This window comes from Pseudomonas sp. ADPe (assembly GCF_014843515.1).
Taxonomy (GTDB): Bacteria; Pseudomonadota; Gammaproteobacteria; order Pseudomonadales; family Pseudomonadaceae; genus Pseudomonas; species Pseudomonas citronellolis.
Window position 1 is genome coordinate 6,762,087 of sequence record NZ_CP062122.1, and the last position, 13,137, is coordinate 6,775,223.

At 70.3% G+C, this 13,137-nt stretch carries 17 protein-coding genes; 5 read left to right on the forward strand and 12 right to left on the reverse strand.

The window, feature by feature from the left end; genetic code table 11:
• The 3 genes from IG194_RS30545 to IG194_RS30555 are packed head-to-tail and all read right to left on the reverse strand — an operon-like array spanning position 1 to position 2,346.
• Positions 1-504, reverse strand: a complete 504-nt coding sequence (locus IG194_RS30545; protein WP_058489832.1) for an OmpA family protein — start codon at positions 502-504, stop codon at positions 1-3.
• Positions 479-1,786 (reverse strand): diguanylate cyclase domain-containing protein, encoded by a 1,308-nt coding sequence (locus IG194_RS30550; protein ID WP_058489833.1) that lies wholly within the window; start codon positions 1,784-1,786, stop codon positions 479-481. Before IG194_RS30550 ends, IG194_RS30545 begins: the two co-directional genes overlap by 26 nt.
• On the reverse strand, positions 1,783-2,346 hold the full coding sequence (locus IG194_RS30555) for a YfiR family protein (protein WP_058489834.1): 564 nt from the start codon (positions 2,344-2,346) through the stop codon (positions 1,783-1,785). The genes IG194_RS30550 and IG194_RS30555 overlap by 4 nt, the downstream gene beginning before the upstream one ends.
• A 275-nt stretch (positions 2,347-2,621) precedes the next feature.
• Here IG194_RS30555 and IG194_RS30560 point away from each other — a divergent pair, with 275 nt between their 5' ends.
• Positions 2,622-3,263, forward strand: coding sequence for an HD domain-containing protein (locus IG194_RS30560; RefSeq protein ID WP_058489835.1), 642 nt, complete (start codon positions 2,622-2,624; stop codon positions 3,261-3,263).
• 17 nt (positions 3,264-3,280) lie between these two features.
• On the opposite strand, the gene IG194_RS30565 is transcribed toward IG194_RS30560, so the two are convergent.
• The gene (locus tag IG194_RS30565) at positions 3,281-4,180 is read right to left on the reverse strand and encodes a LysR family transcriptional regulator (protein WP_058489836.1); all 900 of its coding nucleotides are present in this window, start codon (positions 4,178-4,180) and stop codon (positions 3,281-3,283) included.
• A 121-nt stretch (positions 4,181-4,301) separates the two neighbouring features.
• On the opposite strand from IG194_RS30565, the gene IG194_RS30570 reads away from it, so the two are divergent.
• Positions 4,302-5,060 (forward strand): SDR family NAD(P)-dependent oxidoreductase, encoded by a 759-nt coding sequence (locus tag IG194_RS30570; protein WP_058489837.1) that lies wholly within the window; start codon positions 4,302-4,304, stop codon positions 5,058-5,060.
• A 274-nt stretch (positions 5,061-5,334) separates the two neighbouring features.
• Here the strand turns inward: IG194_RS30570 and IG194_RS30575 are convergent, their stop codons facing one another.
• From IG194_RS30575 to IG194_RS30600, 6 genes are all read right to left on the reverse strand, one after another.
• The gene (locus tag IG194_RS30575) at positions 5,335-5,655 is read right to left on the reverse strand and encodes a DUF2025 family protein (RefSeq protein WP_009621849.1); all 321 of its coding nucleotides are present in this window, start codon (positions 5,653-5,655) and stop codon (positions 5,335-5,337) included.
• 63 nt (positions 5,656-5,718) lie between these two features.
• A complete protein-coding gene (ubiM, locus tag IG194_RS30580; RefSeq protein WP_058489838.1) occupies positions 5,719-6,891 on the reverse strand; it encodes a 5-demethoxyubiquinol-8 5-hydroxylase UbiM in 1,173 nt (390 codons plus the stop codon).
• 128 nt (positions 6,892-7,019) lie between these two features.
• Positions 7,020-8,156: a saccharopine dehydrogenase family protein gene (locus tag IG194_RS30585; protein WP_058489839.1), complete on the reverse strand. Its 1,137-nt coding sequence runs from the start codon at positions 8,154-8,156 to the stop codon at positions 7,020-7,022.
• 86 nt (positions 8,157-8,242) lie between these two features.
• Positions 8,243-8,644, reverse strand: coding sequence for a GFA family protein (locus IG194_RS30590; protein ID WP_058489840.1), 402 nt, complete (start codon positions 8,642-8,644; stop codon positions 8,243-8,245).
• An 81-nt stretch (positions 8,645-8,725) separates the two neighbouring features.
• Entirely contained in the window at positions 8,726-8,989 is a 264-nt protein-coding gene (locus IG194_RS30595) for a DUF6021 family protein (protein ID WP_225617149.1), read from the reverse strand.
• A gap of 79 nt (positions 8,990-9,068) precedes the next feature.
• Positions 9,069-9,953 (reverse strand): LysR family transcriptional regulator, encoded by an 885-nt coding sequence (locus IG194_RS30600; protein ID WP_058489841.1) that lies wholly within the window; start codon positions 9,951-9,953, stop codon positions 9,069-9,071.
• A 105-nt stretch (positions 9,954-10,058) separates the two neighbouring features.
• Between IG194_RS30600 and IG194_RS30605 the strand changes: the two genes are divergently transcribed.
• Positions 10,059-10,781 (forward strand): glutamine amidotransferase-related protein, encoded by a 723-nt coding sequence (locus tag IG194_RS30605; protein WP_058489842.1) that lies wholly within the window; start codon positions 10,059-10,061, stop codon positions 10,779-10,781.
• On the forward strand, positions 10,778-11,107 hold the full coding sequence (locus IG194_RS30610; protein ID WP_058489843.1) for an antibiotic biosynthesis monooxygenase family protein: 330 nt from the start codon (positions 10,778-10,780) through the stop codon (positions 11,105-11,107). Before IG194_RS30605 ends, IG194_RS30610 begins: the two co-directional genes overlap by 4 nt.
• Before the next feature lie 194 nt (positions 11,108-11,301).
• Here the strand turns inward: IG194_RS30610 and IG194_RS30615 are convergent, their stop codons facing one another.
• On the reverse strand, positions 11,302-11,616 hold the full coding sequence (locus IG194_RS30615) for an AzlD domain-containing protein (RefSeq protein WP_058489844.1): 315 nt from the start codon (positions 11,614-11,616) through the stop codon (positions 11,302-11,304).
• Entirely contained in the window at positions 11,613-12,311 is a 699-nt protein-coding gene (locus IG194_RS30620; RefSeq protein WP_058489845.1) for an AzlC family ABC transporter permease, read from the reverse strand. The genes IG194_RS30615 and IG194_RS30620 overlap by 4 nt, the downstream gene beginning before the upstream one ends.
• Before the next feature lie 202 nt (positions 12,312-12,513).
• Between IG194_RS30620 and IG194_RS30625 the strand changes: the two genes are divergently transcribed.
• On the forward strand, positions 12,514-13,059 hold the full coding sequence (locus IG194_RS30625) for a C40 family peptidase (protein ID WP_009621828.1): 546 nt from the start codon (positions 12,514-12,516) through the stop codon (positions 13,057-13,059).
• Positions 13,060-13,137: the final 78 nt, after the last annotated feature.

Sequence of the window (13,137 nt, forward strand, 5' to 3'; positions counted from 1 at the left end):
TTACTCGGCCGGGACGATGATGGAGACCCGGCGGTTCTCCATGCGCCCGGCGGCGCTACTGTTGTCCGCCACCGGGCGCTGCATGCCGCGGCCGATGACTTCGAGGTTGCCCCGGGGCATGCCGATGCCGGCCAGCACCTGGGCCACAGACTGTGCCCGGCGCACCGAGAGCTGCTGATTGTAACCCGCATCGCCGTAGGAATCGGTATGGCCTTCCAGGCGCAGCTTGTCGATGCCCACCGCCAGCAACGCGTGGCCGATGCGCTCGACCTCGCCGCGGCTGGACGGGTCGATGCTGTCGACGTTGTTGCCGAACAGCACCTTGCTCGACAACCCCAGTTCCCAGCCCTCGTCGCCCAGCTGGAAGCCCTGCTGCTGGAGGGCTGCGACCTGTTCGGCGCTCAGCCCCTTCTGCGGCGCCGGCGGCGTCTGGCAGCCGGCCAGCAGCAGCGTAAGCAGCAGGCCGATGAACAGACGGCTAGGTTTCAGGGGCTTGGCTATCACGGGCTATCTCCTTGTAGTCCTCGGTGTTGGAATCCGTGCCCTCGCCGGCCAGGCTGCGCATGCCCCGGCCGCGGCGCTTGGCCTGGTACATGGCGCCGTCGGCGCGGTGCAGCAGCTCGGCCAGGGTACGTCCGTGGCGCGGGTAGAGCGCCACGCCGACGCTCAGCGAGGTGCTGATGCTGCTGCCGTCCGGCAGGGCGATGGGCGCCGCCATGCTGGCCAGGATGTCGTCGGCGACGCGCAGCGCCGCGCGGCTGTCCGGCAGCGGCGCCAGCAGCACGGCGAATTCGTCGCCACCCAGGCGCGCCACCAGGTCGCTGTCGCGCAGCTGGCCGCGGATGCGCTCGGCGATGGCCACCAGCACCCGGTCGCCGGCCGCGTGGCCGAGTTCGTCGTTGATCGCCTTGAAGCGGTCGGAGTCGATGTACAGCACCGCCGCCTGCTCGCCGCGCTGGGCCAGTTCGCGCAGGGTGCGACTCAGGCGGCCCTCGAAGAAGGCGCGGTTGGGCAGGTGGGTGAGGCTGTCGTGGTTGGCCTGGTGCGCCAGGGAGGCGTTCTCGCGCTCCAGGTGCTGCTGCCAGGCTTCCAACTCGTCGAGCAGCGCGTTGAAGTCGCCGCCCAGCTCGTCCAGCTCGGCGATGCGCGCCGAGGGCACGCGCCGCGAGAACTGGCGGTCGCGGCGCACCGCGTGGGCCACCCGGGCCAGGCGGTCGAGCGGCGTGACGATGCGGCTGACCATGCGCCGCGACAGGTAGAAGGCGCCCAGGGCGGTCAGCAGCAGGCAGCCGAGCATGCCGCCCAGGCCGGTGATCAGGAAGGTCAGCAGGCGCCCGCCGGTGCCGGTCAGGCGGATTTCGCCGATCTGCCGGCCGTCGTGGACGATGGGCTGCACTTCCTCGTGGTTGAGCCACCAGCGCCCGACGAAATGCCGCAGCGCGCTCACTCCGTGGCCGCGCTCCCAGGTCGCCAGCAGGCGGCCCTGGGCGTCGTACACGGCGCAGCGGCGCACTTCCTCGGTGCTGGCCACCAGGCGCAGGGCTTCCTCGGCGGCGGCGCTGTCGTTGAACACCACCGCGGCCTCGACGGTGTAGGCCATCGAACGGCCGATCAGGTGCAGGTTGTGCTCGGCATAGGCGCGCAGGGTGAGCAGGCCGACCACCGCCACCGCCAGCCCGGCCATGCACACCGAGGCCAGGGCCACCCCCAGGTGCGCGCGGTACAGCAGGCGGCCCAGCGACTTGCGCCGGGTGCTGCGGCGCTCGGTCAGGCGCGGCAGGTTCATGGCTGGCCCCTCCGCCGGCCGAGGTTGAGCACGTTGGGGTGCACCCGCACGCCGCTGTGCGCCACCGAATCCAGGTTCACCGCGAAGGACGGCGGCGTGGCGCTGAAGTCCAGGCAGAACACGCTGCCGACGCTGCAGTCGGGGTCGTGCTCGCTGAGCGACAGCACCGGGTGCCCGGCGACCCCGGCGAACGCGCGCCGGCGCTGCGCCTCATCCAGCAGGCCGAGATAGAGGACGTTGCAGCGCTCGCCCAGGGCGGGGTCGTCCACCTGGGCGCGACGCACCTCGACGCGGCGGCCGTTGGCCTGCAGCAGGCTGCCCCGGCGCAGCAGGTCCTCGGCGTTTTCGCTTTCGCCCAGCACGCACAGCTCCAGGGTCTGCGGCTCCCGCGGCCAGCGCACGTAGCTGAGGATGCCCAGCAGCATGCCGCGCAGGGCTGCACCATCGCCGTCCGCGGCGCCGGAAGCCGCCAGGCACAGGGGCGCCGCCAGCACCCACAGGGTGAGTACCAGGGCACGCTGCAGCAGTGCGGGACGAAGGGAGGGAAAAACGAAGGACACGATGACGGCTCGGCGAGTACCAATACGGCGACAGCACGCGCGGCATCTTAATGGATTGCGGCAGGAATGTGACGTAGAACTGACTTTTAGCTTGATCTGGAACAAGTTTCGTCAGTTTTATGACGTCATTTTCAGCGGAGTCTTACCAGCAGTTGGCAGCGCATCGGCTTCACTTGGCAGGATTTGGCTCTCTGAATCGATTGCTGCCAACGCGGCGCGGGCTTCCAATGAGGGCACGGCAGCACAGCGCCGCAACCACTCACCAGGAGGCCGCCATGACCCTCGACATCCAAGGGGTGAAAGTCCCCGACAGCCAGCTCGCCCGCGAGATCACCGAACTGGTGCGCGACACCGCCACCCCGCTGCTGTTCCACCACTCCTCGCGGGTGTACTACTGGGGCGCGCTGGCCGGCGCGCGCCGGGGCCTGCAGTACGACGCCGAGCTGCTCTACGCCGGCGCCATGTTCCACGACATGGGCCTGCTGCCGCGCTACTGCAGCAAGTGCGAGCGCTTCGAGGTGGACGGCGCCGACTGCGCCGCCGAGTTCCTGCGCAGCCACGGCATCGCCGAGCGCGACGTGGAGACCGTCTGGACCGCCATCGCCCTGCACACCACCCCGGGCATCCCGCAGCACATGCGCGCGGAGATCGCCCTGGTCACCGCCGGGGTGGAGATGGACGTGCTGGGCATCGACTACGCCGAGTTCCCCGAAGCCGTGCGCGACGCCGTGGTGGCCGCCCACCCGCGCGGCGGCGACTTCAAGAACGACATCATCGAAGCCTTCTACCAGGGCATCAAGGACAAGCCGCAGACCACCTTCGGCAACGTCAAGGCCGACGTCCTGGCCCTGAAGGACGCGCAGTTCGAACGCGCCGACTTCTGCCGGATCATCCTCGACTCGGCCTGGCCGAGCTGAGGTTGTCCGCGGCCGGCTCAGAGGCCGGCCGCCTCCTCCACCAGGCCCTGCAGCCACTGCATGAACAGCCGCACCCGCGGCGGCTGGCGGCGGTGCGCGTAGAGCAGCGTCACCTCCAGCGGCGCCGGGCGCAGGTCCGGCAGCACCTCCAGCAGGCGGCCGTCGGCCAGGTAGTCGCGCAGGCCGTGGCGCGGCGCCTGGATGATGCCCAGCCCGCCGAGGCAGGCGCCCTCGTAGGCCTCGGCGTTGTTCACCGTCACGCTGCCGGCCATCGGCAGGAAATGCGTCCTGCCCTCGCGGCGGTATTCGAAGCCCGCCGGGCGCGTGCCCAGCACCGGCACGTAGTGCACCAGGCGGTGCCCGGCCAGGTCGTCCAGGCTGCGTGGGGTGCCGAAGGCCTGCAGGTAGGCGGGGCTGGCGCAATTCACCTGCTCGAAGCCGCCCAGCGGGCGCGCCACCAGCGAGGCGTCCGCGGCGCCGCCCACGCGCAGCACGCAATCGAAGCCTTCGCGCACCAGGTCGACGCGGCGGTCGGTGCTGCTCACTTCCAGTTCCAGCTGCGGATGGCGGGCGGTGAATTCGCCCAGGCGCGGCATCACCACCTTGCGCGCCACTATGGTCGGCATGTCCACCCGCAGGCGCCCGGCGAGCACCTCGCCGTCGCGGCGGAACAGCCCCTGCAGCTCGTCCATCTGCGCCAGCAGCTCCTTGCTACGCTCGTAGAACACCAGGCCGTCCTGGGTCGCCCGGACCTTGCGCGTGGTGCGCTGCAACAGGCGGGTGCCGAGCAGTTCCTCCAGCGCCTGGACCTGCTCGGAAACGCTGGAGCGCGGCAGCCCCAGCTGCTCGCCGGCCTGGGTGAAGCTGGAGAGTTCGGTGACGCGCACGAAGGTGCGCAACAGTTCGGGCTTGATCATGGGCGGCGGGGCCTGCGGATTGTTCGGTTATGGCGATCAGTATTTCCGATTCCTCCAGGTTTATCAGCAACCAGCAGGACAATAACCTTGTTCCCGAAGCCAACCCCACAGGAGCCACGCCATGTCCCGCAAGATCGCCCTCATCACCGGCGCCAGCCGCGGCCTGGGCCGCAACGCCGCGCTGCACCTGGCCGAAGCCGGCGTCGACATCATCGGTACCTACCGCAGCCAGGCCGACGAGGCCCGCATCGTCGCCGACGAGATCGAGCAGCACGGCGCCCGGGTGCGGATGCTGCCCCTGGACGTCGCCGACAGCGCCAGCTTCTCCGACTTCGCCCAGCGCGTGGAAAGCGTGCTGAAGGAGCACTTCGGCCGCCCGCAGTTCGACTACCTGGTGAACAACGCCGGCATCGGCATCCACGCGGCCTTCGCCGAGACCACCGAGGCGCAGTTCGACCACTTGCTGAACATCCACCTCAAGGGCCCCTTCTTCCTCACCCAGAAGCTGCTGCCGCTGCTCGCCGATGGCGGGCGCATCCTCAACGTCTCCACCGGCCTCACCCGCTTCACCCTGCCCGGCCATGCCGCCTACGCGGCCATGAAGGGTGCCATGGAGGTGCTGACCCGCTACCAGGCCAAGGAACTGGGCGGGCGCGGCATCGCGGTGAATATCCTCGCCCCTGGCGCCATCGAGACCGACTTCAGCGGTGGCCTGGTGCGCGACAATGCCGAGGTCAACCGGCAGATCGCCGGCAACACCGCGCTGGGCCGCGCCGGTCTGCCGGACGACATCGGCGGCGCCGTGGTGGCGCTGCTGGCCGATAACAGCCGCTGGATCAATGGCCAGCGGGTGGAGGCCTCCGGCGGGATGTTCCTCTGAGCCTGCCGGCCATCCTGGCGCCCTTGGGCAACGGCGTTATCCGCCGAATCGCGGACGGATTCCGCTCCTACCCCACCGGCAAACACGACGCCGCGTAGGATGGCGTTGAGCGAAGCGATACCCATCGCCACGACCGCATGGGTTTCGCCAAGGCTCGACCCATCCTACGAAGAGCGCCTCGGCGCAGCCGGCAGGGAAGCTCGGGCGTAGGAGCGGACTCACCGGCCACACCTGGCGCCCCAATGCATTGGCCGACGCTTCCAGGCGGCGCCGGCTACTTCAGCTGGCGCTGGGCGCAGATTTCCGGCAGGTCGGTGCGCCGCAGGTAGGTCTGCAGCGCCTCGCCGAATTCCAGGCGCTCGGCGATGTTCTGCGCCTGGAGGATCTGCAGGCATTCGCGGCTGAGGGTCATCAGCTCGCCGGTCTTCTGCGCCCAGACGAACTCGCAGGCCGGGACGATGCTGTCCTCGTCCACGTCGAGGCCGAAGGAGTCCTCGCTGAAACGCACCAGGTACTTGCCGGTCTTGCGGTTGAAGCCGACGAAGCCCTTCAGGCGATCGGCGGCGGCGCAGATGTCGGCGGATGTCAGGGCCATGGTCTTTCCTCCCGTTCTTTCTCGAATCGCGGCCCGCGCCCTCCCCCGGGCCAGGCCGGTGTGTCAGGCGTTCTGCGTCAGGTGCCGGGCGATGGCCTGGCGCAACGGCGGCAGGCCCTGGGCCAGGCGCAGGCCGGCGTTGCGCAGCAGGCGCGCCGGCGGGCGCGGGTCGTTGTACAGCCCGGCGATCAGGCTGGTGGCCTGGTACAGCGGCCAGGTCGCCAGGCGGTGCGCCAGGGCGTAGCGGCGCAGCGGACCGGCGGCGCCCGGGTCGCCGCCCTTGCGTTTGGCCGCCAGCACTTCGGCGGCCAGGCGCCGGGCGCTCTGCAGGCCGAAGTTGAAGCCGTGGGCGGTGACCGGGTGCATGCCCACCGCGGCATCGCCCAGCAGCGCACAGCGCGGGCCGGCGAAGCGGTCGGCGTAGACGCCCACCAGCGGGTAGCAATGGCGCTGCCCGAGCAGGGCCATGCTGCCCAGGCGGTGTTCGAAGCGGCGCTCGATGTCGCGGGCGAAGGCTGCTTCGTCCAGCGCCATTACCTGGGCCATCTCGTGCTGCGGCAGGGTCAGCACCACCGACGAGACGTCGCCGTTGAGCGGCAGCAGGGCCAGGGTCTGGCCGTAGCCGAACCATTCCCAGGCCACCTGCTGGTGGGGCTTGGCGTGGGCCATGCGGCAGACCAGCATGGTCTTGCCGAAGTCTTCCATGCGCGCGCCTATGCCGAGCATGCGGCGGGTTTCCGAGAAGCGGCTGTCGGCGGCCACCAGCAGGTCGGCGGTCAGCTGCTCGCCGTTGTCGAGGGTGAGCCGGGCGCGGTCGCCGGCGACCCTGGCCGATTGCAGTGCGCGGCCGTCGAGCAGGGTCACGTCGGCGCAGTCCTGCACCTCCTCGAAGGCGGCGCGGCGGATCGCCCGGTTCGGCACCAGGTGGCCGAGCTGGCCGGCGCCGGCCAGGCCGGCATCGATGCGCAGGGCGAATAGAGAGGGGCCGTTGAGCACCTGGGCATCGCGCAGCGGCGCGATGTCCTGGGCGGCCAGCCGCGGCCAGATGCCGAGCCGTTGCAGTTGGTTGCGCGAGGCGTGCGTCAGGGCGATCTCACGGCCGTCTTCCGCCGGCTCGGCCAGGGCGGCGCGGGCCTGGCGCTCGATCAGCAGGATCGACAGGCCATGGCCGGACAGGGCGCGGGCCAGGCAGAGCCCGGCGGGGCCGGCGCCGACGATGGCGATATCCACGTTCATGGGTGACTCCTCTCGCGGGATGGGCGGTCACGGAGTCTAGGGCGGGCGCCCGGCGCGTTTCTTGTCGTGGATCAGTAGCCGGCGGCGGACGGGCCTGCGGCGCCGGCGCGCATACCGCTTCCGGGGTATCAGCCGCGGGCGCTCTCCGACCCCAGCTCGCGCAGGCCATGGCGCACGCTCAGGCCTTCCAGCTCGGCGAGGTAGTCGTCCAGGCCCAGCAGGCCGACGCAGGGCGTGGCGCCGCGCTTGTCCAGGCGCCCGGCCGCCAGCTTGCGGGCCAGGGCCACTGCCGCCATGCAGGGGATGTTCGGCCCGTGGTCGTCGGCCGCCTGCAGCTCCCAGCACAGGCGCAGGGGCCGGCCGTCGGCGCCCTCGCCTTCCAGGCGCACGAACATGCCGCTGCGCCCGTCGCCCAGCGGCTCCAGGCCCTGGGCCAGGCGTTGCAGCCAGGGGCTCAGGCGGCTGGCGTCGCGCAGCACGCCCAGGCGCACCAGCCAGGACAGCGCCCAGGTGCCGAAATGCGTGCTGCGCAGGCCCAGGCCGGCGCCGAAGCGCACTTCGCGCACCGTCGGGTAGCGCTGCGGGAAGAGTTCCAGGTCGGGCACGTCGCAGTTGGCCAGCCAGCGCCGCCCCAGGGGCGCCGGGAAGCGGTGGGCGACCAGGTCCTGCCAGCCGTACACCGCCTGCCAGCGGCCGTCGCGCAACTGGCGCAGCGGCTTGCCGCAGTAGCCGAGCACGGCCGCCAGGGTAGCCTGGCCGGGAATCTTCGCCGACGAGCTGATGCCGTGGTGGATGGCGTCCAGGCGGGCGAAGCGCGGCAGCAGTTCGTCGACCACCGCGGCGCTGAGCGCCGGCACCGAGCTGGCGCCGGCGCATACCAGCACCCCGGCGCTGCGCGCCGCCCGGTCCAGCTCGCCGATGGCGCAGACGAATTCGCGGGCGTCGGCCAGGTCGACGTAGTGCGCCCCCGCCGCTACCGCGGCGCGCGCCGCCCGGTAGTCCTGGGCCTGGAACGGGCCGGCGGTGGAAATCAGCAGGTCCACCCCCAATTCGCGCAGGCGCCCGGCGAGGGTCGGCTGGTTCATGTCCAGGCACACCGCCTCGCCGCCCACCTCCGCGGCCAGCAGGCCGGCGCGCTTGCGGTCGCGCCCGGCGACCAGCACGCGCATGCCGTCGATGCCGGCCAGGCGGCGGACGATCAGGCTGCCGAAATTGCCATAGCCGCCGAGCACCATGACGCGAAAATGGCCGGGTGATGCCGACATCGTTTCTCCTTGACGATCAGCCACTCAAACGGCCCACAGGGTAACGCGCGGTGAACGCAACGAACATGACAACCTCGCCGCCGCGCTCAACCGGGCTTGCCGGCGGGATGGCGCGGCAGGTCGTCGTCCAGCGGCCACCAGTTGGCCGCCGAGGCCACGTGGTAGTGAGCTTCCGGGCGGCTCGGCAACTCTCCGTCGAGGGCGCCGGCGCGCAGCCGCAGGATGCCGGGCAAGGCGTCGCGTTCGCTGTAGATCGGCGAGCCGCAGCGCGCGCAGAACCAGCGGCGCTTGCCCGGCGAGGACTCGAAGGCGCGCAGCTGCTCCTGGCCCGCCAGCAGGCGCAGGGCCTCGCGGCGCACCGGGAGGTTGGTGGCGAAAGGCCCGCCCTGGGCCTTGCGGCACTGCCCGCAGTGGCAGACCTGGATGGGCGCCAGCTCGCCTTCGAGCACGAAGGCGATGGCGCCGCACAGACAGCTTCCCCGGTACATGCCTTGCTCCCCTATCCATGAAAGACGCCAGTCTAGGGGATGTGCGCAGGCGCTGCAGCCCTGCCGTTGGCTGGTCCGGCCTCAGTCGCCATAAGGCGGGTACTGCTCGCCCGGCGCGCGTTTGTGGCGCTGCGGGCTGGGGCCTTCGCGGGGTGGGTGGGGTGGCTGCGGCGGGTCGATCTGCGGGTCGGCCAGGTCCGGCGAGTCGGGGTCGAAGCCCAGGGTCCTGACGATTTCCGCGTCCTGCTCGGCCTCCCGTGGGTAGCCCGGCAGGCCGCGGGCGGCGTTTTCGCCGTCGCGTTGCGGCCAGGGGCTGCCCAGCCATTTGTGCAGAGTCGGGTTCATGGCGACCTCCGGTCGATGCGGCGATGGCCATTGGAGGACGATGGCGGGCGCAGGTTCGCTCTTTTCGTCGGACAGCCGTTCAATATCCGGCCTGCGGCGGCAGGCGGATGTGCCGCGCCAGTTCCTCGAACAGCGTGACCACGGTGCGCAGGGCCCGGCAATCCGGCCGCGTCAGCAGCCACAGCGCGGTGGCGCAACCCGGCAGGTCGTATTGCAGCACGCGCAGGCCGTCGCCTTCGCGCAGCAGGTAGTCCGGCAGCGCCGCCAGGCCCAGGCCGGCGCGGCACAGTTCGAGCACCGAGAGGATGCTGCCGCAGCGGTAGGCCGGGGTGAGCGCCGGGTACAGCTGGCGGCGCCAGGCGACGCTGGGGTGGTCGGGCATGAATTCGTCCGGGGCGATCCAGCTCAGTTCGCTCCAGTCGCGTCCTGCCTGGGCGGCCAGGTAGCTTTCGTGGGCGCACAGGGCGTAGCGCACCTCGCCCAGGCAGCGGCCCACCAGGTAGTCCGGCGGCGCGGTGGTCAGGCGCAGAGCGACGTCGGCGTCGCGCCGGCTGAGGTTGGCGAAGGCGTTGGAAGTGGAGAGTTCCAGGTGCAGGCCGGGGTAGCCGCCCATGAAACGGCCCAGCGCCGGCAGCAGCAGGCCGTGCAGCACGGCGTCGGTGCAGGTCAGGCGCACCGTGCCGCTGAGCACTTCGCGACCCTGCTCCAGGCCCACCCGCGCCGCCTCCAGGGCCTGCTCGGCCAGTTCCGCCTGGCGCGCCAGCTGTTGCGCGGTGGCGCTGGGCAGGTAGCCGGCGCGGCCCTTCTCGAACAGCGCCATGCCCAGGGCCTTCTCCAGCCGGCGCACCGCGCGGAACACCGTGGACACGTCCACCGCCAGCAGTTCCGCGGCCCGCGCCAGGCTGCCGCCGCGCACCAGAGCCAGTACCAGGGAAAGGTCGGCGTATTCCAGTCGATATTGCATTGACGCACTCTTGAATTGCGCAACCGCCCATTTCGATTGCATCGGCGCAACTATAAATTGCCCGGAGAAGCCCGCCAACGGGCGCCAGCGCAGGGGGAACGAGCGATGCGGAAGGTGCGGAAACTACTGCGGATCGGCCTGATCGGCGACCGCGACAGCCGGGTCACCGCGCACTGGGCCATTCCCCTGGCGCTGCAGCAGTCGCTGCTGCCCCACGCCGGCGCCCTGCGCCTGGAGTGGCTGGATACCGAGCGGCTGGCCAACGGCCTGGCGCTGGACGCCTACTCCGGCTTCTGGTGCACCCCCGGCAGCCCCTACCGCAGCACCGAGGGCGCGCTGCGCGCCATCACCTACGCGCGCACCCGCGGCGTGCCCTACCTGGGCACCTGCGCCGGCTTCCAGCACGCCCTGCTGGAGCGCGCCCGCAACGTCCTGGGCTGGGACGACGCCGCCCACGGCGAGGTCGAACCGCGCGCGGCGCGGCGGGTGATCCACGCCCTGCCCTGTTCGCTGATCGAGGTGCGCGAGGACATCCGCCTGCAGCCCGGCTCGCGCCTGGCCAAGGTCTACGGCAAGCCGAGCATCCGCGAAGGTTATCGCTGCAGCTATGGCGTCAACCCGGATTACCAGGCGGCGCTGTTCGACAGCGGCCTGCACGCCAGCGCCCACGGCGAGGACGGCAGCATCCGCGCCCTGGAGGCCAGCGACCATCCGTTCTTCGTCGCCACCCTGTTCCAACCCGAGCGCAAGGCCCTGGCCGGGGTCAGCGTGCCCCTGGCCGAAGCCTTCCTGCGCGCCGCCAACCAGTACGCCAGGAGCGCAGCATGACCGCCACGACGCCCGAGCCACCCTACTACGCGGTGATCTTCACCTCGCTGCGCACGCCGCTGGAGGCCGGTTACGGCGAGGCGGCCGAGCGCATGCTCGAACTGGCCGCGGGGCAGCCGGGTTTCGTTGGGGTGGAGTCGGCGCGTGGAGAGGATGGGCTGGGGATCACGGTGTCGTACTGGCGGGACGAAGACAGCATTCGCCGGTGGCGCGAGAATGCCGAGCACAAGCTGGCGCGTGAAGGTGGACGGCGGGATTGGTACGAGCGCTTCCGCGTGCGGGTGGCGAGGGTCGAGCGGGCTTACGGATTTGATCGTCACGGCTGAAGGCTTTTCGTAGGAGCGAGCTTGCTCGCGAATGAGCCCCGCAGCGGAGTCTGTTCGCGAGCAAGCTCGCTCCTACATTATTACGCCCACCACCGAAATTACGCCCACCACCGAACCTACCTGTAGGAGCGCGCCCTGCGCGCGATTCGCAGGCAGGGCCTGCTCCTACAGGCACGGTGTTTCCCCGTCTACGGCTACAACCACCAGCGCAACAGGAAGAACACCCCCATGCTCAGCAGCACGCTGAGCAGTGTGTTGCGCGTCCACAGCACCAGCCCCACCGCCACCAGCGAGCCCAGCAGGTAGGGGTTGTCCGGGCGCAGGTTCAGCTGGTGCTCGGGCAGGAACACGATGGGCCCGCAGATGGCCGTGAGCATGCCCGGCACGGCGAAGCCGAGGAACTGCCGGACGTTGCTGCCCAGGCGGATGGGCAGGCGCGGTTCGAGGAACACGTAGCGGTTGAAGAAGACGATCAGCCCCATGCCGATGATCACGGCCCACACCATCATGCCGACCTCCCGCCGAACTTGTTGCAGACAAAGCCCGCGGTCATGCCCGCCAGGCCCGCGAGCACCAGGGCCGAGCCCAGTTGCCAGTAGCTGAACAGCACCGAGCAGAACAGCGACACCGCCACGCAGACCACCGTCGGCACGCTGCGCACCACCGGCGCGATCAGCGCCACGAAGGTGGCGGCTACCGAGAAGTCCAGGCCCAGGTGCTCCAGGCCCGGGATGCTGCTGCCCAGCAGCACGCCGGCCAGGGTGAAGAGGTTCCAGGCCACGTAGAAGGTCAGGCCCACGCCCAGGGCGTACCAGCGGTTGAAGGTCTCGCGGTCGTGCTGGCTGGTCAGGGCGAAGAACTCGTCGGTGAGCAGGAAGCCCAGGCCCAGGCGCCAGCGCCCGGGCAGGCCGGCGATCACCGGGCGCATGCTCATGCCGTAGAGCAGGTGCTGCGAGGTCAGCAGCAGCGTGGTGATCATGATCGAGAAGAACCCGGCGCCGCCCTTGAGCATGCCGATGGCCACCAGTTGCGCGGCGCCGGCGAAGACGATGGCCGACAGGCCCTGGCCGTGCAGCGGCGAGAGGCCGGCCTCGATGGCCAGCGAGCCGGCCAGCAGGCCCCAGGGCAGCACCGCGATGGACAGCGGCATGATGGCGATGGCGCCCTTGAGGAAGGCGCGGGAGGGAAGCAGTTGTTCTGACATGGATGACGCTTTCGAGGCAGTAAGGCGCCCAGCTTGGCAGAAACCTTCGTCGCCCGCCTTGAACGTTCTTGCGCACTTGCCAGTGGCGCATTGGAAAGTGTTAGGCACTTTCCGCCTGGAGTAGATGAATTTTCCGACTGACCGTTCGTAGGTCGATACCTAGGATGGCTACAGCTCCCACTACCTCCTTGCGGTCCCTGTCGTGCGTATCTTCCTGCTGTCGTTGTTCTGCCTGTTTCCCCTGGCCACATCGGCCGACCTGCTGGACGCGCCAACCTGGCGCAGCTACCAGGCGCAGGAAGGCGCCCTGACGCAGTTCTTCCGCCCCGGCGCGCAGCCCGGCCTGAAGCCCGGCGCCCCGGACGGCGACATGCACCGCCTGCTGCAGAGCGCGCAGGAACTGGTGGGCACGCCGTACCGCTGGGGAGGTACCTCGGCGAAAACCGGCTTCGATTGCAGCGGCCTGCTGGTCTACCTGTTCCGCAAGGAGATCGGCCTGGAACTGCCGCGCACCACCCGTTCGATGATCCGCCAGAAGCACCGCCAGGTGCCGCGCCACGCGCTCAAGCCGGGGGATGCGGTGTTCTTCAGCCACAATGGCGGCGCGCGGGTCAGCCATGTCGGGCTGTACCTGGGCGACGACCGCTTCATCCACGCGCCGCGCAGCGGCAAGTCGGTGCGCATCGATTCGTTGAGCAACAATTATTGGGATCGTAATTTCACCACGGCGCGGCGGTTCAGGCACTGAAGTTCGCGGTTATCCGCCGATACACCGGGGCCACAGCCAACGCCCAGGCCAGCCCCGGAGCCGCCGGGAACCAAGGTC